The sequence below is a fragment of the Cupriavidus sp. UGS-1 genome (genome assembly GCF_021213615.1).
Taxonomy (GTDB): Bacteria; Pseudomonadota; Gammaproteobacteria; order Burkholderiales; family Burkholderiaceae; genus Cupriavidus.
In genome coordinates, this window is the sequence record NZ_JAJQJF010000002.1 from 321,232 (window position 1) to 341,153 (window position 19,922).

At 65.5% G+C, this 19,922-nt stretch carries 15 protein-coding genes; 2 read left to right on the forward strand and 13 right to left on the reverse strand.

Going from position 1 to position 19,922, the window contains the following annotated elements; translation table 11 throughout:
- Positions 1–70 precede the first annotated feature (70 nt).
- On the forward strand, positions 71–661 hold the full coding sequence (gene cysC, locus LRR16_RS04040; protein WP_023264920.1) for an adenylyl-sulfate kinase: 591 nt from the start codon (positions 71–73) through the stop codon (positions 659–661).
- Between the two features lie 105 nt (positions 662–766).
- Complete coding sequence (locus LRR16_RS04045) at positions 767–1,981, forward strand: chondroitin 4-O-sulfotransferase (protein WP_232204862.1); 1,215 nt, start codon at positions 767–769, stop codon at positions 1,979–1,981.
- Positions 1,982–2,034: 53 nt separating this feature from the next.
- On the opposite strand, the gene LRR16_RS04050 is transcribed toward LRR16_RS04045, so the two are convergent.
- From LRR16_RS04050 to LRR16_RS04110, 13 genes are all read right to left on the reverse strand, one after another.
- Positions 2,035–3,942 carry a nucleoside-diphosphate sugar epimerase/dehydratase gene (locus tag LRR16_RS04050; protein WP_006575863.1) on the reverse strand — a complete coding sequence of 636 codons (1,908 nt, stop codon included), beginning with the start codon at positions 3,940–3,942 and terminating at the stop codon, positions 2,035–2,037.
- Between the two features lie 12 nt (positions 3,943–3,954).
- Positions 3,955–4,938, reverse strand: a complete 984-nt coding sequence (locus LRR16_RS04055; protein ID WP_006575864.1) for an Undecaprenyl-phosphate N-acetylglucosaminyl 1-phosphate transferase — start codon at positions 4,936–4,938, stop codon at positions 3,955–3,957.
- On the reverse strand, positions 4,925–5,908 hold the full coding sequence (locus LRR16_RS04060; protein WP_006575865.1) for an NAD-dependent epimerase/dehydratase family protein: 984 nt from the start codon (positions 5,906–5,908) through the stop codon (positions 4,925–4,927). Before LRR16_RS04060 ends, LRR16_RS04055 begins: the two co-directional genes overlap by 14 nt.
- A gap of 37 nt (positions 5,909–5,945) precedes the next feature.
- Positions 5,946–7,106: a glycosyltransferase gene (locus LRR16_RS04065; protein ID WP_043441885.1), complete on the reverse strand. Its 1,161-nt coding sequence runs from the start codon at positions 7,104–7,106 to the stop codon at positions 5,946–5,948.
- 50 nt (positions 7,107–7,156) lie between these two features.
- Complete coding sequence (locus LRR16_RS04070; protein ID WP_157072052.1) at positions 7,157–8,266, reverse strand: glycosyltransferase; 1,110 nt, start codon at positions 8,264–8,266, stop codon at positions 7,157–7,159.
- On the reverse strand, positions 8,176–8,814 hold the full coding sequence (locus tag LRR16_RS04075; protein ID WP_023264924.1) for a histidine phosphatase family protein: 639 nt from the start codon (positions 8,812–8,814) through the stop codon (positions 8,176–8,178). The genes LRR16_RS04070 and LRR16_RS04075 overlap by 91 nt, the downstream gene beginning before the upstream one ends.
- Positions 8,811–9,779 carry a glycosyltransferase gene (locus tag LRR16_RS04080; protein WP_023264925.1) on the reverse strand — a complete coding sequence of 323 codons (969 nt, stop codon included), beginning with the start codon at positions 9,777–9,779 and terminating at the stop codon, positions 8,811–8,813. The genes LRR16_RS04075 and LRR16_RS04080 overlap by 4 nt, the downstream gene beginning before the upstream one ends.
- Before the next feature lie 12 nt (positions 9,780–9,791).
- Positions 9,792–10,841 (reverse strand): glycosyltransferase, encoded by a 1,050-nt coding sequence (locus LRR16_RS04085; protein WP_006575871.1) that lies wholly within the window; start codon positions 10,839–10,841, stop codon positions 9,792–9,794.
- Positions 10,838–14,491 carry a glycosyltransferase family 4 protein gene (locus LRR16_RS04090; RefSeq protein ID WP_232204863.1) on the reverse strand — a complete coding sequence of 1,218 codons (3,654 nt, stop codon included), beginning with the start codon at positions 14,489–14,491 and terminating at the stop codon, positions 10,838–10,840. Before LRR16_RS04090 ends, LRR16_RS04085 begins: the two co-directional genes overlap by 4 nt.
- Positions 14,488–16,434, reverse strand: coding sequence for a glycosyltransferase family 4 protein (locus LRR16_RS04095; RefSeq protein WP_232204864.1), 1,947 nt, complete (start codon positions 16,432–16,434; stop codon positions 14,488–14,490). The genes LRR16_RS04090 and LRR16_RS04095 overlap by 4 nt, the downstream gene beginning before the upstream one ends.
- Positions 16,431–17,687, reverse strand: a complete 1,257-nt coding sequence (locus LRR16_RS04100; RefSeq protein WP_052511439.1) for a glycosyltransferase family 4 protein — start codon at positions 17,685–17,687, stop codon at positions 16,431–16,433. Before LRR16_RS04100 ends, LRR16_RS04095 begins: the two co-directional genes overlap by 4 nt.
- An 87-nt stretch (positions 17,688–17,774) precedes the next feature.
- Positions 17,775–18,767 carry a glycosyltransferase gene (locus tag LRR16_RS04105; RefSeq protein ID WP_232204865.1) on the reverse strand — a complete coding sequence of 331 codons (993 nt, stop codon included), beginning with the start codon at positions 18,765–18,767 and terminating at the stop codon, positions 17,775–17,777.
- Entirely contained in the window at positions 18,764–19,882 is a 1,119-nt protein-coding gene (locus LRR16_RS04110) for a glycosyltransferase (RefSeq protein WP_232204957.1), read from the reverse strand. Before LRR16_RS04110 ends, LRR16_RS04105 begins: the two co-directional genes overlap by 4 nt.
- Between the last annotated feature and the right edge of the window lie 40 nt (positions 19,883–19,922).

The window sequence follows — 19,922 nt, forward strand, 5'->3', positions numbered from 1 at the left end:
GAACGATCCGCTCAGTCCGCATTGCTCAGGTTCGCCCGTTTTATCCCGGTCAGCCAGCGCCAATACAACGATGACGAAAGAAGCTCCCCCATCGTCCGCTCTCGAGGCGGTCGATGCTCCTCCGCCCGCGCGTTCCTACCCGATCACGCTCTGGTTGACCGGTCTGAGCGGGGCCGGCAAGACGACGCTTGCGCGCAATCTGCAGCGGCGGCTCTACGACCGTGGCATCACTGCCTTGCGCGTGGACGGCGACGAACTGCGCGCCGGACTGACCAGCGATCTTGGATTTTCCGCAGAAGAGCGCCATGCCAATGTCCGGCGCGCTGCGCATATGGCGAAGCTGCTGAACGATCAAGGTGTGCTGGTTCTGGCCTCGTTGATCTCGCCTGCCGCGCGCGATCGTGAAGCGGCGCGGCAGATCGTCGGTGCCGACCGATTTGCCGAAGTGTACGTTCACGCGGATCTGGAGCGCTGCCGGCAACGCGACCCCAAGGGTCTCTATCGCAAGGTCGCTAGCGGCAGCATTGCCCAATTCACCGGCATCAGCGCACCGTATGAGCCTCCGGTCGCCCCGGACTTGACCGTCGACACCACCACCACAAAGGTCGAGGAATGCGTCGAAGTGCTCGCCGCGTTCCTGGACGGCCGTCTTTCCCGCTAGCCAATGTCCGTCCACGCCTGCCGATGACGAAAGGCGTTGCCGATTTGCCGAGATTCGCCAATACCGGTCGCGGATAAATCCTTCGCGAATCCGTGGATGCCCGCCATGCAATCACCCATCTTTTTCATTCATCCGCCCAAGAGCGGCGGTTCCACCGTCATTTCCTTCTTCGAGCTGAATCGAGGTGAACGCCAGTTTGTTCATTTCGAATGGGATCGCGATCCGGAATGGCGTACCAGCTTGGGCAGATTGGTGGAAACGGGAGTAGGCGGAGGCCATCACTCCTTTGGCATGCACCGGTTCCTGAAAAGGCCGCTGGCCTATTGCACCATTCTGCGCGATCCGCTGGCGCGGCAGATTTCGCACTACTGGTATGCCTTCAATGGCAAGAACGGCGAGGTCGAACGCGGCGCCAGCGTATCGACGGTAGAAGCCATGGTCCGGCGCGGCGAGATTTCGCTCGACGAATGGGTGGCCGGATCGTACGCCGGCAAAAATCTGTACGTTCATATGCTCAGCGGCGATCCGGCATTGAACGAGCACAGCCTCGACCTGGCCCGATATAACCTGCGGCACCATATCCCGGTCGCCGGACTGTGCGAGGACATGAGTGCGTTTCTATTGAGATTGTGCGGAAGGACAGGCTTTGGCCTGCCCTTCTACGCTGAGACCAACGTGACCAACATCTCGGGCAGCCGCAAGCAACAGCTCAGCGAGTCGGCGCGCGAAAAATTCCTCGCGGACAATGCGTGGGACTACGCGCTGTATCAGGATGTCCGCGAGTCGAACGACCGCGACAAGACCGCCGGCGGCGAGCTGTTCGACAAGGCATTGGCCCTGGTCCGGACCGTGCAGGCCGAACTGAACCAGGTCGAGAACCCGCACGAGCATGCGTCGATGATCTTCGGCTACGACCACGCGCATCTGGGCAAGCTGCGGGAGATCGCGCAGAGTTTCGACCTTGCCCCGATCCGCGACTATATCGAGCATAGCCAGCAATCCATCGCCGCCCCCGCTGACATCTACGAGGGCTTCGTCGATGCGGTACGGGAGAACAGTGTCAGCGGATGGGCGATCAACCTGACGCGCCCCGATCGACCGGTTTCCATCGAAGTGTGGAGCGGGAACGAGATGGTAGCGGCCGGAACGACTGGCGAGCCGCGTCCGGATGTCGCTGCCGCAGGCTATGGCAGCAGCCATACCGGTTTCTCTATCGCGCTCCCGCCACTGCACGGCACGGCGTTTCGCGTGGCAATCGCGGGCGCCAGCGACCCGCTGAACAATGCCGGCCCTTGGCGCCAGGGGTGGCATATCGGCTAACGCCACCGCCGCCTGCGTGCCGCGGGCGCCGGCACGCGAGGCGGGTAGCGCGTTCAGCCCGTCCGTGACCAGGCCCGCTCGGGCACCGGCTGCAGTGTCGGCCGCACACTCGGCGTGTATTCGACGATCCAGCGGCGCAGGTCGCGCCGCACCTCGTCGTCGGACGGGATGCGCCGTTGCATCAGCCATGGCAGCACCTCGCTGAGAAGATGCTCCGGCACCTCGCGCGCCCGGGCGATCCGCAGCTTGTCGTGCGGCGTCGGCCGCGTGGTCTCGTCATCCATCAGCAACTCTTCGTACAGCTTCTCGCCGGGCCGCAGGCCCGTATAGACGATCCGGATCTGGTTCTCGTCGAAGCCATACAAGCGAATCAGGTCGCGGGCCAGATCGGCGATCTTGACCGGTTGCCCCATGTCGAGCAGGAAGATCTCCCCGCCCTCGCCCATGCTGGACGCCTGCAGCACCAGCTGGGCCGCCTCCGGAATCGTCATGAAATAACGGATGATTTCCGGGTGCGTGACGGTAACGGGACCGCCGCGCGCAATTTGCTGCTGGAATTTCGGAATCACGCTGCCGGCGCTGCCGAGCACGTTGCCGAAACGAACGGTTTCCAGCTGGGTGGTCGCGGTCGTCTGCTGCAGGGCCTGGCAAACCATTTCCGCAAGGCGCTTGGAGGCACCCATCACGTTGGTCGGATTGACGGCCTTGTCGGTGGAAATCAGCACAAAGCGCCGTACGCCGTGATCGATGGCCGCGCGCGCCACCCGGTAGGTGCCCAGCGTGTTGTTTCGCACCGCCTGCCAGGTGTTGAGCTCCTCCATCATCGGAACATGCTTGTACGCGGCAGCGTGATAGACGATGTAGGGCGCGAAGCGCCGCATCGTCTGCTCCAGCAGAAGCGTGTCCTTGACGTCCCCGACCACTGAAATCACATTGAGCCGCGGGAAGTGCTCGCGCAATTCCTCCGCCAGCCGATAACTGGCGAACTCGGAGATCTCGTAGGCGATCAGGGTAGCCGGATGGAACCGTGCAATCTGACGGCACAATTCCGACCCGATCGAACCTCCCGCGCCGGTGACCATGACGGCCCTGCCCTCGAGCAACTGCGCGATGTGCGGCGTGTCGATGGTCACCTCTTCGCGGCCCAGCAGGTCCTCCAGGTCGATCTGCCGCACGCGCGACATGAACGGCTGGCCCTGGGTCAGCGGCGTCAGCGCCGGCAGCACCAGCGCACGGACGTTGGCGCGTACGCACAGGCGCGCCACGCGCCGATGAATCGGAGCGGGGGCCGACGGCATCGCGATGATCACGTGCTCGATCTTGTGGCGCTCCGACACTTCCTTCAGATCGCTGATGCGGCCGAGCACCTTGTAGCCATGGATCTCCCGCCCGAGCTTGCGCTCGTCGTCATCGAGCAGGCCGACCAGCCGCCATTGCGGCGATCGGCGCAACTCCCGGGCCAGGCTGGCGCCGGCCTCCCCGGCCCCCAGCAGCAACACCGGCTTGCCTTGGCCGATCAAGCCACCGTAACGGTAGAACTCCTTGGTGGCGCGATACGCGGCCCGGCTTCCGCCCATGATGAAGAACAGCATCACCGGCATCAGCAGCAGCACTGATCGCGGAATCGGCGGCGACGGCTGCAGCATCGTGGAAGCGACTGTCACGACAATGGCACCGGCGATGATCGCCTTGGCGATGCGGAACAGATCCGGCAGGCTGGCAAACACCCACATGCCGAGATACAGGCCGAATACGCGGAACATCACCGCGTACACCGGCACGACCCACGCGATCGCCAACAATCCGCTTTCGCGGAAATCGTCCGGCGGCATGCCATTGAAACGGATCACGTAGCACAGAAGCCACGCGACGGCCACGGATCCGACATCGAAGGCGAATGCGGCCAGCGACAACCAGCGCGCACCCACGCGTGAGGCTTTGAGAATCGGCATCTTGGACATCTCTCGGTAAATCTAACCGGACTTGAATTGACGCCAGCGACGATCGATCGTCAGGCCAAGACCGATCAGCAGCAATCCCCATGTCACCATCACCGCACCTGCTTTCCAGCCGGGCATGTCGACCGACATGACGGCCAGAATTGTACCGACCAGCATCAGGACATACCACCGCAGCACCACGCTGCGATGGCCAGCGGACATCTGCACCATCCGTTGATAGTAGTGCGTCCGATGGGCTTCCCAGAAGCGCTCTCCATTGAGCAGCCGCCGCAACAAGGTGACGGTCGCATCGGCGACGAACGGACCGAACACGAACGCGGGAAACCAGAACGGCCAGGCCTGTTCCTGCCAGCCCCAGTAACCAAGTGCCGCGGCCAGGAAGCCGAGCGGCACCGAGCCTGCGTCGCCGAGAAACATGCGCGCCGGCGGATAGTTGAAGACCAGAAACCCTGCGGCGGCGGCGGCCACGGTGATCGAGGCGACGGCCAGGTCGGCATGTGCGGGACCGGCGCAAACGGCGTAGGCGCCAAAGCCGATGACGGCCATGCCCCCGGCCAGGCCATCCGCTCCGTCCATGAAGTTGTACAGGTTCACCGCCCACACGACGGCAACCACCAGCACCGGCGCTAGCATCCAGAGCCCGGACGGCAGCGGCAGCAGCCACAGCAAGGCGGCGGCGGCGGCCAAATGCGCGGCGAAGCGGTAGCGCGCCGGCATGCCCCATCGATCATCGGCCAGCGACAGCATGCCGAGCGCCAGCGCGAGCCCCGCCAGTGCGCTCAACGCGGGCGCGAACACGGCGATCGATATCGCGCTGACCAGCGTCACGCCGACGCCCCCGACCCGCGGCGTCGGACGCTGATGCAGCGAGCGCGCGTTCGGCACGTCAAGGGCCAGCCGCCATGCAAGGCCGGTACGAAGCAACAGATAGAGCAGTGCCGCGTTGGCGACGAAGGCGAGCGCCGCGGGAGGCAGCAGGAGACTAGCGAACGGCATGCGCGATCTCGCCCCCGGTTCGTTGCCGATACCAGTCCGCCGTCTGCTTCAGTGCCTCGCGCAGCGTCAGTGGCGGGCGCCAGCCCAGTTCGCCGACGATCCTGGTGCTGTCGACCCTCAGTGGCTCGACCAGCCGGGCGACGGCATCGCGCCGGCCCGTCAGCGCCCCCGCCAGCTTCAACAGTGCCAACGGCATCGGCACCAGGCGGGCGGGCCGGTCCAGCGCGTCGCCCATCAGCCGCGCCAGTTGCGCCACCGTGACGTCTTCGCCATCGGACACATGGAAGATCTTGCCGGCGGCGGCGGGGTGACGCGCACAGGCCAGCAGCGCATCGGCCAGATTGTCGACGGCGACCAGGCTGCGCGGCGCATTGGCGTATGCCAGCGGGAGCGGTACGCCGCGCGCCACCGCGCCAAGCAGGCTGCGGAAGTTCGCACTGACCCCCGGGCCGTAGACCAGCGGCGGACGCACGACGGTCCATTCCATTCCGTGATCCCGGCACAGCTCGGCCAGCGCTTGCTCCGCTTCCCGCTTCGATATCCCATAGGGATCGGCCGGCGCCGGCGTATCGCTCTCGCGCAGCGGACGCCCGGGATCGATCTCGGCCACCGCCTTGATGCTGCTGACATAGATGAAGCGCCTTGCCCCCGCCCGCGCCGCGGCACGGGCCACACGCAGCGTGCCTTCGACGTTGGTCGCGCGGAAGGCGGCAAGCGGATCGGGCGCACGATCGCGCATGACATGGACCCGTGCCGCCAGATGGATGACGCAATCCGGCCGCAGCGAGTCCGGCCATGCCGACTCGATATCGGCGAAGTCGTCCGCCACGACGAGCTCGTGCCGCTGCGCCGCCGGCCGCCCTGTGCCACCGCGGACCACACAGGTCGTTTGCACGTGGACGGCTTCCAGCGCACGCAACAACGCCGCGCCGACGAATCCGCCAGAGCCGGTCAACAGAACATGTTCCATCGCGCCTCCATGATTGCCGTCCTTGCGTAGAGCCGCGTTAGGCCCGTTGCGTGGACCGGCCCGCCGCGCAAGCCGCCACGACCTCTTGATAGAGATCGCTGTACGCTTGCCCCAGTGCCGCGCCGGAGAACAGCTGCTCATAGCGCGCGCGCGCGGCGCGGCCCATCCGTTCGGCAAGCGCGCCGTCATCGAGCAAGCGGGAAGCGGCCGCCGCGAGTTCGGCAGGCGATTCCGGCGGCACCACGAAACCCGTCACGCCATCGGCATTGACATAGGACGTGCCGGTGCCGATCTCGCAGGAGACCATCGGCCTGGCGAACATCGATGCCTCCACCAGTACCATGCCGAATGCCTCCGACCGCAATTGCGAAGCCAGCACGAGCGCGCGGCAGCCACGCAGCAGCGCGGCCTTTTCCGCATCGGAGACCTGGCCGGCAAAGAGGACGTTGGTGGCACCCTTCTGCGCTGCCAGCGCGCGAAGCCGCTCCATCTCCGGACCGGACCCGGCAATGACGATATCGCCAGCGATGGCCGGCGCCGCTTCGATCAGAGAATGCAGCCCCTTGTAGTAGCGCAGCACGCCCAGCGCGAGCAGGAACGGCCGTCCGCCCAGGCCGAAACGCTGCAGCAGCGATTCCGCCTCGCCGGCAGTCGGCGCCGTTTCGGCAAGATCGGCCATGCCGAGTGGAATGACGCGCAGCCGCTGCGGTACAACATTGGCTTTCAGCACCTCGCTGGTCCGGGCATAGGCCGGCGATGTCGCGACCACCGCATCCATCGCGCGCAACGTGCGGCGCATCAGAGGGCCGTAAACCTGGCCCAACATGCGTTGGCGCACGATATCGGAGTGGTACGTCATCACCGCGGGACGGCTGCTGCCGCCGAGCAGATGAAGGACGTCCCCGAACGGCCAGGGAAAATGAAAATTCACCACATCGGCCCAGTCGGCGGCCCGCCGATAGCGCAGCACGGACCCGATCCCGCCGAGATCGCAAGACGCCGGCGCCGCCCAGGAGCGGCTGCGCAGCACCGTCCCTTCCGGGAGAGCGATCTCCGATGGCGTGGGGGTCGGCGAGAGCGTGAAGACGCGGCTCTCGACGCCGTACGGCTGGCAACCGAGCGCGATCTGCCGGATGGCTTCCTGCAGCCCCCCCGGGGGGTCCGGGAAATAGGTCCGATACACGTGCAGCACCCGCAGCGGTCGACGCTCGCCCTTTGCCGGGATGGAGGCGCCCATCATCGCTGGCCTCATAGCACCGCGGCGAGCGCGGCGGCGCTCGCCTCCACGTGGTGGCTGCGCATCACGTCGTCAAACGCCGCATCGCGGATCCGGTGCCGAAGCGCGCGGTCGCCGGCAAGGCGCTCGAGGGCGTCCACCCACTCCTGGAAGTCGTTGCCGACCAGCAGCCCCGTGCGTTCCGGCATCACGCAACCCTGGTAAATCGGTGCCGACGAGTAGATGCCCGGCACGCGCGCGGTACCGTAGTTCAGATACTTGAAGGGGTTCTTGCAGGCATTGAACTCGGCCGCCTCCACGTCCTCGCTGCCGCCCAGCGGGGTGATCGCGAACTGGTAGCGGCCCGAAACCAGCGCGCGCATATAGTCGGCATACGGCATCCGGTTGGTGAAATGCAGGAACGGCAATGAGAACATCTCCGGAAAGGGGTCGCCATAGAAGTCCAGCGCGTAGTCCGGGTGACGCAGGAAAAAGACCTGAAGCGCCGTCAGCAGCATGTCTTTCGCGCTCTGCATCTTCAGGAAGTCCGCGTTGGTGAAGACGATGCGCGGCGGCATCGCTTCTTCGACCACGCCCGCTGCATATTTCTCCACCCACATGCCGTTCGGCACCAGCACAGGTTCCGGCACATAGGGCCGGACCTTGTCGAGCAGGACGGGGTTCGCCACCGTCACGACGTCGCACAGGGCGAGAATGTCGCGGATCAGGGCGACCTTGCTGTTATGCGCCTGGGCGCCGCTATAGCTCGGAAAGGAAAAGATCCAGTCGTCGATGTCGTAGATGACGCGCACGCCCCGGGCTCGGGCATGGCGGACGAGGTCCAGCGCGCGCTGAGAGCTGTGCTTGCTCAGGATCAGCACGTCGGCCCAATTGACGCCGTTGCGCGCCGCTTCGTCGTTCTCGGAAATCGCCGTGAAGACCAGCTGGCCGCGCGACTCCATGTACTCCAGCACCTCGGTGATCCGGGCCGCGACGGACAACGACGGCACGCCTTGTGCCACATGCGACTCGCGATGCAAGGCGACGACTTTCACGATGCCGCCCTCCCCCGCGCCCCATGGATCGAGACCGGCAGGTTTTCCAGCGGGCCCAGCGCGAATCCGAGCAGTCGGCCGTGCCATGCATCGTCGCCGCGCACCATTTCGATCGCCGACAGGCTGGCATGGGCCGGCAGGAAGGCCGGAAAGCGCTCCATCCCCACGCCGTGGATATGCTGCAGGATGCAAGAAATCGGGCCCGAATGGGCCACCACCATCAGGGCGTCGACCGGCCGCGCCAATTGTTCATCGAGCCAGGCCAGCACGCGCTCGTTCAGCGCGAGATGCGACTCGCCGCCCGGATAGCGATTGCCCGGATCGGCATAAAAGTCCGGCCATTGCGCAACAAAGCGGGCAAGCTGCCAGTCGGCCACCTCGCCGGCGTCGGTCTCGCCCAGCCGGGAGTCGACCTCCCACTCCACGCCGGGCACGAGCCCGCGCGCGGTCTGCTGGGCGCGGCGCCATTGGCTCGTCACGTAGCGATCGGCGACAATGCCGGCACGCGAGAACCACGCCGCCATCCGCTCGACTTGCGCGAGGCCGATGGCATCGAGCTCGTCGGCAGTGGTGCCGGTCACCAGCCCGGCATCGTTGGCCACGGAACGGCCATGGCGGACCAGATAGAGCATCATCTGGCAATGCTCCGCAGGATGTCGATCAGAGGATTGATCGCACCGGGAAGGCAGAAGCGGCGCATGTCATCGACCAGCGACGTGGTATCGGCGGGAAGCGCCAGTACCTGATCGACAGCAGCGGCGATGGCGTCGTCGCTGGCGGGATCGGCATAGACCGCATGATCGCCGAAGTGCTCGCGCGACCAGGGAGAATCGCTCAACAGCAGACGGCAGCCGGACAAGCCTGCCTCGATGGCGGACAACCCCGGCGGCTCATGCGAAACCTCGATATAGAACAGGGCTTCCTGCAGCGCGCTGCGGACGATTTCGGATTTCTGCGGCAGCCCCTTGATGAACAGCACGTTGTCGCCGCCGGCCTCTCTGCATTGGCGAAAGTACGCTTCCTCGCGGCTACGCCCGACCAGCACCAACGGGATGCCCTTTTCGCGCAGCACGCGAATCGCCGCCAGCTGGTTCTTGTTCGGCTCGATCACGCCGAACCAGATCGCGTAGCGATCCAGACCATACAGGCTGCGGAACAGGCCCTGTGGTGCCCGCTTGATGTAGGCGGCGTCGGCGCCGACCGTGACGCGGTGCTCCTTCTCGGCAGGCAGCCGGAAGCGCTCGCGGAAGTGCGCAAGCTCTGCGTCCGACTTGAAGATCACCGCATCGGCGAGATCGACATGCCGATTGACCAGATCGACCGGCGCGTTGCCGATGTCCCGAACCCACAGGTTGGGCCACAGTGCCACCGGCTTGCCGGTCGCCTTCAATTCCTGCAGCAACTCGATACCGCCTCCGTGCACCGAAAAATGCAGCACGACATCGTAGTTGTCCATGTCCCTGGAATAAGGGCCATAGATGTCGACGATCAGACCGCGCTGCTTCAGGCTGTCGGCCACCGAGAAGATTTCGTACTCGCCGCCGCCACGCACCAGAAACGCCTGGTGGTAGGTGGTGATCAATACACGAGGATCGGACAAGATGATATCCAGCTAGAAGTTGTTGGCCTGGCGCGGCACCGACAGCACCGCGGCGAGGGCCTTGTCGTCGGCCTGCGCCAGCACCGCCGCCGCGCGCCGCTTGCCCGCTTCGATCATGGCGGTACGGCGCCCCGGATCGCGATGCATCTGCAGGATCGCCGTGGGCGCGTCGTCCAGGCGGTCGAACGAGACCGTGGCATCGGCGCCGACCTCGCTCGCCGCCGTGCCGGAGCGCACGAAGGTCGGCACGCCCAGGTGCATGGCCTCGAGCACGGGCACGCAGAACCCTTCGTGCTGGCTGACGGACAGCAAGGCGCCGGCGCGGTCGAAGCGCGCGAACAGGCTTTCGTCGTCGATCATGCCGGTGATGTCGACGTGCTCGGCCACGCCGCATTGCGCCGCGCGCTCGCGCAGGAAAGCGAGATAGACGCCGTTGGGCGCGCTGCCGACGATTTCGAGCTTCGCGTCGACACCGGCTTCTCGAACCAGAGCGAGGATCTCGATGGCATCCTCGACCCGCTTGTGCGGAACGACCCGTCCCACCACGAGCAGCGTCAATGGGCCGGTGGGGTCGGCCTGTCCGGCGGGGATACGCCGGAACAGCGGCATATCCGGCCATACCGGCGGAATTACCAGAATCTCGTCGGTCCGCAGATGCGGTGACAGCGATGCCGCGGTCAGCCGGGAATTGGCCATTACCAGATCGAACTGGCGCAGCAGCGGATACTGCTCCAGCGAGCGTGCGCACAGATCCGCGGTGACGGGCTCGAATTCGCGCAGCAGCTCCGGCTCGGTCACGCCATGGAAATAGCACAGCTTGCGATTTCCCAGCGCGAGCAGCCGCTCGAGCATCGGATCGTAGATCGAATAGCTGACCAGCAGCGTATCCTGCGGCTGGATCTGCTCGAACAGCGTATCCAGCGGTTCCACGTCGCCCGTGAAGTGTTTCGCGCAGGCGCGCGCCGGTATGCCCAGCCGCTCGGCGGCGCGGGCGATACCGAGGCAGTGGTTGCCCACGGCGTCCCCGACGTGGATGTCCGGTGCAGCGATGAATAGCGTCATGCGCCCTCCTTGCCCGCCGCGTTCAATTGCTGCAGCCGTTCGAGATAGTTGCGCCCCACCGCTTCCGGCGAATAGTGGGCCAGCACGAAGTGCTTGCCTGCCAGCGCACGCTGCCGGCGCTCGCCCTCGTCCTCGACGCAGCGCCGCATCTGCGACGCCGCCGATTCGACGTCGGCATCCCACCAATGCTGCCCCTCCGCGAATGCATACTCGCCGGCGCCAACTGCAATGGCTTCGCCGCCGACCATGAACGCGGTGGTGTCGTTGGTGAAGTCCGTATTGCCCGAGAACGCCGATGCGATCACCGGCTTCTCCAGCAGCATCGCCTCTGCGATATTGCGGCCAAAGCCTTCGGCACGATGCAGCGACACGAAGCAGTCGCAGACCGATTGCAGCCCGATCACCGCCTCGCGCGCAATGGCCTCGGAGATGATCGAGACACGCGGATCGTCGCGGCACAGCGCCAGCACATCGGCCCATTGGCCCGGCGCATTCCCCATGTTCATCGTCTTGAACAGCAGGTGAACACCGGGCGTACCCGGGGGGAACGCCCGCTGGAACGCCTTGATGACCGCCAGCGGATTCTTGCGATGGACGCTGGAATTACCGTCCAGGATATTGAGGAAGACGAACGCGTCTTCCGGCAGGCCGAACTCCGTCCTGGTGTAGGCGCGGCTCAACGGCGGCAGCGCGACCGCCATCGGCATCACCAGCACAGGCTTGTCGGTGGCGCCGCGCATTGCCTCGGCAGTAAAGCGCGTGCTCGACCAGATTTCGTCGACGAGTTCCAACGCCAGCTCCATGCCGCGAGGGTAGGCAGGCAACTCCCACTGCCAGCAGCCAATGTTGTAGCGGTCGCCGAACATTTTCTCGCCGGTGGCGCCCAGCAGCCGGATCGTCTCGTAATGAGGCAGAAACACGAGATTGGTGTTGTACAGCGGCGCGTCGACCTCATAGGCACGCAGCGACAGATCCTGCTGGCGCGCCCCGATCGCGAGCGGGATAGCAGGGACGCACAGGTCCATGTCGACATGGCGCAGCGCGAGCGATGCCATCCTGACGTCCTCGCCGATGCCCAGCTCGCCGCGCCCGAAGCCCACGATATTGACGCCGCCGCGCAGGAACTTGCCGGTTGCCGCGGCCTGCTGCGCGGGCCGAATTTCATGCGTCTGCGACTCTTCATCCTCGATATGCAGGCGCAGTTCGTACTTGCCGAAGTTGAACAGCCACAAGTTCAGCGCCAGACGGCCTTCGGCCGTGCCCATGTCGAACGCATCACGCAGATCGGACCGTTGGGCATAGGCGGCCGCGGCCAGCGGATGCACCACGTCGCGTTCGTTGCCGGGCTGCGTCGGGTCGGAGATGCCCAGTGTTGCGTCGGTGGGCAGCAGCGCGCGGGGAACCGCGCCGCGCAGCAACAGCTCGCTCCACCATGCCACCAGTTCACCGCGGCCCTCTGCCTTCGACAAGATCTTGTCGGTGTCAGGCCCGCCGGCCAGAGCTGTGTACAGGGCTCGCATCGCCCGCGTAATGGGAACCTGCTGGTCCTGCGTCACCGCGGTGTCGGGCTGCTGCAACTGGTCGCGGGAGATCAACTGGGCAAGGAACGCATTGCCCGGCACCTCGCGAATCCACCACGAGACAAAAGCCGCGCGCCCTTCCCTGCTCGCCAGATCGGCGAATTCGCGCAGGTCGTCCCGGGCGGCGTGCAGGGCCTGCATGCCGCGCGTAATCGGCAGCGGTGCATCCTGTGCGATATCGCGAGCCAGCTCGTGATAGAAGGCGATCGGCAGGAAGCCGTCGAACGCCGGCGTTCCGGCGCCCTCGCGGATCCACCACTGGACCAGCTTGCCCCTGCCTTCAGGCGTGGCCAGATCGATCTGGTCGCGCAGATCCGTGCGCGCCTTGCAGACGGCATGCAGACCCTTGGTGATGGGCAGCAATGCGTCCTGCACGATCGCCGGGTCAACCGCCGCATACTCTTCAGGCCGCACGATGCAGACGGGCTGGGATTCGTGGCGGCCGTCCAGCACCCACCACGACGCCAGCCGCTCACGCCCCTCGCGCGTGGCGGTATCCATGCCCCGCAAATCCTGCCGCGCCACCCTGAGCGCCAGCAAACCGCGTGTCAGCGGAATGGCGGCATCCTGGTCGACCTGCGTGGACACTTCCGCGTACAGGGCCGCCGGCATGCATGTCCTCAGCGAAGGATCGTGAATGCCTTCGAGCATCCACCAGGAAAGCAGCGTACGCCGCCCGGCCTCGGTCGACAGGTCGGCCTGCTCGCGCAAATCGTCGCGAGCCTCGCATATCGCGTGCAAGCCGCAGGTGATGGGCAATGGCTGGTCCTGCACCACGGTTTCATCGACGCGCGCGTACATGTCGTCGCGCATGAAGCCGACGTAGCGCGCATCGCGCAGGCCTTCCAGCAGCCACCATGACACCAGGCCGTGCCTGCCGCCGCGGGTGGCCAGATCGAACGAAGCACGCAGGTCGTCACGGGCGAGATAGATGGCATGCAGGCCGCGCGTCAGCGGCAGCCAGCAGTCCTGCGGCAGCGTGGTATCGGGGCGCGCCAGCCAGTCGCGCTGCTCGCCATCGATCGCGACGCCCTGGTTCAGATGGATGGCGGCGCAGTGCAGCGGATCGTCGAGATCGAACTGGGATCGCAGCACACGGTTGCCGAGCCACAACGCCTCGAGCACCGGAGTGCGACCGAACGGCGTCTCGCTCTTCTGCCGGCGCTGGAACAGCGTCGACAGGCTCCGATGATGCCGATGGTCGGAAAGATCGAGGCCACGGTCGACGATGGGATTGTCGAACAGATATCGGTTGCGTTCCTGCACCTGCTGGATTTCATCCGGGATGCTGCCAACATCCTGCTCGAGCCCGCGAGAATGCAGCCACGTGTAGTCGACAATGCGAGCGCCGGTTTCGCGCAGCCGCATCGACAGTGCATGTTCGTCGAGAATCGAGATTGCCTTCGCCTGGAAGCGCTGCAGGTTCTGCGGCGATAGCTCGAACACGGAATGCCACTTGCCGTGCGGCAGGCCGTCTCCGGTCAGCCATTCCAGCAGATAGGACTGGTAGTTTGCCGACAACGGCGCGTCTTCGCGGAAGGGGCGGTCGGACGAAGGCGCGAACAGCGCCTCCGGGCCAAACCGGCCGACGAAGCTGCCGAGCTTGCGGATCCGCTCGGGGACCGCGATCAGGAACTTGGAACAACCCCACGTCTGGAAACTGCGCCCGAACTGCCGCACCGCGTCGGGATAGGCATCGATATGCGCGAGCACGACATCGTCGTGGCTTGCCGCATAGTCGAACATCTGCCGATTGATGTACGGATAGAAGCCGTTGTACTCGTTCTCGAAGGCGGACGTCACGATATGGACGAGGTCGTAACCATCCAGCAAGGCGGGAAAGCGCGCCAGCGCGGTGTCCCAGCCGCTGAATTCGCGGCGCGAGTTGTCGCCGCCGATCATGACGATGTTCGGACCAAGGTTCACCGTCAGGTCCGTGGGCAGCGCTGTGTCGATCAGGACGGCATCATAGTCGAGCCCTTCGATGCGCTGGTAAAGCTGGCACAGCCGCTTGAATGCGCCCTGGTAGTCGGCATCGCCGTAGCGGACGAACAAGGTAAGCAGCTTCATTCTTCCATCTCCACTTCGAAGATGACCTTGTTCTGCGCCGCGTTGGCCCATCCCGCGCGCTCCACGTCGAATTGGTCGATCCGATAGAGGAACTCCAGCCGCTGCAGGCAGCGCCCGGCATCCGCGTCGCGCAGCGATGCGTCCACCAGCGACAGCACTTCGCGCGCAGCCGCCTCCCAACCGAAGACCTGGGCGGGCCGTTGCGTTTGGGTCTGGCAATTCCGCCAGTGTTCCTTGCGCTCCAGCACCTCGCTGACCGCCTGCAGCAATTCGGTCCGCCGCGAGAACGGCACGATGCCGTCGACCGGACTGACGCGCGAGCGGATCTCGTCGATCAGCTGGCTTTGCCGCGCGATCACCGGCTTGCCGAACGACAGCGCCTTCAGCACGGGAAGACCGAACCCTTCATAGAACGACGGGAACACCAGGCAGGCGCATTCGCGGAACAGCGTATCGACCGCTTCGTTGGACAACATGCCAGAAGGCAGCTGCTCGACGTTGGGGTACTGCTCGCCCACTTCGCCGAGAACGCGGATCCGCGCCTCCGGAAAGCCAGCGGCGAGCACGCGCACCGCTTCGTGCAGGCCCTTGTGGTAGTACTGGTTGCCGACCACCAGCACATAGGGCTCGCCTTCCGGTCCGTCTCCCACCGTTGGCGGTGCGTAGTATTCAGCGGGATCCAGCGAGCAGTACGAGATGGCGCTCGGCACTTCGCGCGACGCCGGAAAGCGCTCGTGGAACGCATTGCGGGTATAGCCGCTGTTGAAGACGAAGCCATCGGCATAGCTGGCGGCCGCGCGCCATACGCCATCGATATGCGGCATGCGGATGTAATGGCAGTCCCAGGCGATGGCGTCCATGATCAGATACAGATTCACGGTCGAGCGACGCGCCTGGTCGCGCAGTTCGCTGAAGCTCCACGGTTGCGACAGACGGATCGCCGCATCGAACATGGCATCGTCGGGCATCGTGTGGATCAGGGCGTCCGGCATGGTGCGGTCGAGCCCATGGAACTGCGCGGCCTCCGGAAGCACCCAGAAACGCGGAGTCACCGACAAGCTGTCGGCGAGCCTGACGATCGGGTCAAGCAGCGAAAGGATGTGTTGCGCGGTGCCGTTGTAGCCGGGAGCGAGATTGCGGATGTCGAACAGGACCGTACGCATTGCCTTCGGCTTGAGCCGTTGCCACAGCAGCGCCTCCCAGCGCTGCTCCGGAAACTCCGCACGGCGCGAAATGGCGCGCGCATAGTCGGCCGCCCGTTCGATCGACGGCGGCTGCGCCGCGCCCGGATAGGGCCCCGACTCGGCGGCAAAGAACAACGCGCGATTGCAGACCACGGCGCTGTAGCCGCGGCGGTTGGCACGGATGAACAGCCGCCCCAGCGCATCGCCCAGCCCCTGGTCCTTGCCGTCGAGCCGGCCGAAGTGGTACAGCATGTCGCCCCGCACGAGCACGGGCGCGCCCGTGACGATGCCCCCGCCCCAGCGCGACGGCAACGATTGCAGAAACGGCGCGAGCGGTTCGCGGCCGGTCAGCGCCTCGTCTCCGCCCTGGCGCGGAACCGGCGCCGAACCGCCGATATTGGTGCGCGGCACGGCAAACCCATACAGCGGATCCGCGGACAGCGCCTCCAGCAGCTGCGCGACCGCCTCCCCGTCGAACTCGTACTCTGGCGCGGTGAACAGCACCGGCGTGCCGGCTTCCGCCAGCGGATGCACGACGCGGTTCAACCGTGCGATGTAATCGCCGGCGTCCCGCACCGGGATCGTATCGATGATCGGGTCGTCCGAGATCGGCGCCGCGCCGGCGGGCACGAAGACATGGACGCGCCCGACGAGCTGCCGCAGCGACGCAGCGGCCAGCGCGCTCAGGCAGGCGATAGCCTGCTTCCCGGGCTGGGCAGCCTCGGGCAAGGTAATGACGATGGCGATCTTGCTGGTCAAGCGGGCACCTGTTCGATGTCGTGGTTGCGGCATGCGTCGATCCGGCCGGTCAGGGCCGAATAAACGCTTTCGGAACCGAAATGTTGTTCGATGAAGGCGTGAGCGGACTGCTGCAGCGCGATGCGCTCGGGCTCCCGCGCCAGCAGGGCCACGATCTCGCGCGCAAACGCCACCGCGTCGTGGACGATCACCGCCGGCACGTCGCCGAGCTCACGAAGTCCGTCCGCCGCGGAAGGCCAGGCGACATGCGCCTTGCCCCACGCCAGCGCCTCGATGGTCTTGATCTTCAGGCCGGTACCGACGCGGCAGGGATTCACCACGACCGCAGCCTGCTCATATTCCGCTTCGAGACTCTCGACAAATCCAAGCAGCGATACGGTCGGATCGTCGCAATGCACGAACTGGCACACCTTGCCGATCACCCGCAGGCGCGCGCCGGGACGCGCGGCACGCACCAGCGGCCACGTATAGTCAAGGAAGTCCTGCGTTCCCTTGACGTTGAATTCGTTGCTCGATGCAACGATCAGCACCTGGTCCGCCACCACCGCGGCGGAATCGCCATGATGGATGTCCAGATCGAACGACGTCAGCAGCGCCTCGACTTCCGGCACCAGTTGCCGGAGCTCGTCCTGCTCGGCCTTCTGGATCGCCAGCACGATGTCGGCGCGGCGGAGCAAGGCGCTTTCCTGCGCCTCGGTCAGGCTCAGGGTGTAGTTCTTGATCCCGTACTGTTCCACCGTCTTTTGCTTGCGGCAAAACAGATCATGGGCGTCGATGATCTTCAGCGCATCCCCGCATTCCGGCAGTTCGAGAATACGGCTCATGAACACGTATTGGGCGATCACCACGTCCGGACGGACCGCGGCCACGATCGGCGCCACTTCGGCGGCAAACCAGTCGGGGCAGAAGCCGTCCTGGATGCGGGACAGCTCGGCGTCTGCAAAATCGGTATCGACCTGCACCGGCTTGGCCATCGTGCCTCCGGGCCGCGGCAGCACGATCCGATTGTCGAACACATGCAACGCGTCGACGACCTCGCGCAGGCCAACGATGCATTGATTGGTGACCTCGGTGTCGCCCAGCGGCTTCAGCACGAGCGTCACCGCATATCCCTTGTGCCGGAACCACGACAGCATCTTGTAGATGCGGATCTCGTTGCCCGCCGCGGGCGGGTACGGCATCACATGGGTGACCATCAGCACGCGCGGCCTGGCGCTGCTCTGCGGGATGGAAGCGAAACTGGGTTTCATCATCGTTCTAATGGCGTATGGCCGTTCTGTGTTTCTGCGGCGTATCTGCGGCGCGTCTGCGACGTATCTGCTGCGTCGGTCGTCATGAGGCTAGATCAGCTGCCGGTAGACATCGCGCAGCGCCGCCGTCGTGGACGACCAGGTGAACCCCTCCAGCCGGAACGAGGACGCCGCGGAGTCCGCCTGTTCCCGCGCGCCCGCGCGCCCGCCGTTCGACAGCATCGCGCTGATGGCGTCGGCGATTGCGTCCACCGAGGCTGGGTCCACGTACACGGCACGGTCACCAAAATACTCCTGGCACGAACCCTCCCGCGTCAGCAACAGCGGCGCACCCTGCGCCGCCGCCTCCAGCGCCGCAAGGCCGGGCGTCTCCAACGTACTGGGCAGCGCGAACAGTTCGCATGCGGTGTACGCGGACAGCAGCGTTTCGTCGTGCGGCATCGGTCCCAGGTAACTGACCTGCGCGCCGCCCTCCTCCAGCACCTGGCGCGCATATCCCGGATCGCGCTGGTGACCGATCAGGACCAGTCTGCACTGCGGCAGCCGCTTCATCGCGCGCACCAGCGCCAGTTGGTTCTTGCGCGGCTCGATATTGCCGACGTTCAACACGAATGGACCGTCGATACCGAAGCGTTGCCGAAACCCTTCCGGGCCGACCTTCTGCAGGAAGAACTCGTCGATGCCGTTGTAGACGGTGGCGAACTTCGAGCGCGGCAGGTCCAGCACGCTGGCCAGCATGTCGCTCTCGATATCCGAGTTGGTGACGGCCCGGTCCGCAAGCGCAAGCTGGGCACGAATCTCGTCCACTGGGTACAGGTGCCGGGTCCCTTCGGTGATCCACAGGCTGGTCGACACGACCAGCGGCAACCCCAACTGCTTGACGAAATGGCAGAAGTGCACCGAGCCGCCAATGCACGAGAAGAAGTGCACCACATCGTGCTCGAGAAAACGCGGCGCCCATTGGTCGAACAGCGAAACTTCGACGCCATGCGCGGGCAGATGCTTGCGATAGGCCAGCAGCTGGATCTCCCCGCCGCCCGGCGTATGGAACGCCATCGGATACGTGGCGAACATCACCTTCATGGTCTGGCCTCCAACGTACGGACGCGTCCGAGCATGCGCGCGGTGCGGGCCCGCCAAGTGTTGTCGCCGACGAAGCGCCGGGCCTCCTCTTCGCTCAACCGTCCGCGCCGCAGCTGACGCTCGATCGCCGCCTCGAACGCGTCCGCATCGGCGCCGATTTCCAGGCCGGCCGGCCCGCCTTCGGTGAATGCCAGTGGGGTCGACACTACCGGCAAGCCGGCCCCCAGGTATTCGAAGAACTTCATTGGAAACATCGATCTGGTGTAATCGTTGATCAGTGTCGGCAGCAGGCCGACCTGCATGCCGCGCAGGTAGTCGGGCAATTGCGCATAGCTGCGGTAGCCGAGCAGATGCACGTTGGGCAAGGCCGCCAGTGCATCCACCAGCTGGCTCTGTTGCCCCTCGCGCTGCTCGCCGATCAGCACCCAGTGCCAATCCGGACGCCGACGCGCGACCTCCAGCAGCAGCGCGAAGTCGACCTTGAAGTCGGACAGCACGCCGTGATAAACGAGACGCGGCGTCGGAATGGCAGCGAGATCGTCGGGCACCGGTCCGGCGGCCAGCGCCTTGCCGAAGTGGCGATCGTCCGCCACATTGGGCAGAAAATACGTGTTCGGATTGAACGGGCGGCAACGGTCCTCGAGCGCGCGCGCGGTGACGAAGACCAGGTCGCATGCCTGTAGCAAGCTGCGCTCGGCGGCATCGAACGCCGCCACGTCGACACCCGGCACCGCCGACAGATCGTCGACACAGTGATAGACCAGTGGACCGCGCGGCATGTCGGCGATCGCGTTCTGCATGTATGGGTGGTAGGTCCACACCAGCGGCTGCGCGAAACGCCTGGCCCGCAGGAATCGCCCCAGGGCATGTCGCAGCAGGGCCTGATTGATCCAGCGAACGACGGGCCAATGATGCTTCGCCGGCACGATCAGCGGCGACAGCACCCAGATATTGTCGCGGCGCCGTGGTGGACCGATCACGACGGACTGCACGCCACGCCAGAGCCGTCGCCACAGGCGCTTCCAGTCTCGTCCGCTCGCCATGCGGGGCCTGCGCAGGCCCACGCTCTCGATATACAAGACCCGCCAGCCGAGTCCGGCCAGCTCGCAGGACATATGCTGCTTGTTGGTCCAGTAAGGCTCGTCCCAATCGGCG

Excerpts from the sequence above, each read along its gene's own strand:
- cysC (WP_023264920.1), top strand. The coding sequence starts at position 71 with ATGACGAAAGAAGCTCCCCCATCGTCCGCTCTCGAGGCGGTCGATGCT.
- LRR16_RS04045 (WP_232204862.1), top strand. The coding sequence starts at position 767 with ATGCAATCACCCATCTTTTTCATTCATCCGCCCAAGAGCGGCGGTTCC.
- LRR16_RS04050 (WP_006575863.1), bottom strand. The coding sequence starts at position 3,942 with ATGTCCAAGATGCCGATTCTCAAAGCCTCACGCGTGGGTGCGCGCTGG.
- LRR16_RS04055 (WP_006575864.1), bottom strand. The coding sequence starts at position 4,938 with ATGCCGTTCGCTAGTCTCCTGCTGCCTCCCGCGGCGCTCGCCTTCGTC.
- LRR16_RS04060 (WP_006575865.1), bottom strand. The coding sequence starts at position 5,908 with ATGGAACATGTTCTGTTGACCGGCTCTGGCGGATTCGTCGGCGCGGCG.
- LRR16_RS04070 (WP_157072052.1), bottom strand. The coding sequence starts at position 8,266 with ATGGCACGGCCGACTGCTCGGATTCGCGCTGGGCCCGCTGGAAAACCT.
- LRR16_RS04075 (WP_023264924.1), bottom strand. The coding sequence starts at position 8,814 with ATGATGCTCTATCTGGTCCGCCATGGCCGTTCCGTGGCCAACGATGCC.
- LRR16_RS04085 (WP_006575871.1), bottom strand. The coding sequence starts at position 10,841 with ATGACGCTATTCATCGCTGCACCGGACATCCACGTCGGGGACGCCGTG.
- LRR16_RS04090 (WP_232204863.1), bottom strand. The coding sequence starts at position 14,491 with ATGAAGCTGCTTACCTTGTTCGTCCGCTACGGCGATGCCGACTACCAG.
- LRR16_RS04100 (WP_052511439.1), bottom strand. The coding sequence starts at position 17,687 with ATGATGAAACCCAGTTTCGCTTCCATCCCGCAGAGCAGCGCCAGGCCG.
- LRR16_RS04105 (WP_232204865.1), bottom strand. The coding sequence starts at position 18,767 with ATGAAGGTGATGTTCGCCACGTATCCGATGGCGTTCCATACGCCGGGC.
- LRR16_RS04110 (WP_232204957.1), bottom strand. The coding sequence starts at position 19,882 with ATGTCCTGCGAGCTGGCCGGACTCGGCTGGCGGGTCTTGTATATCGAG.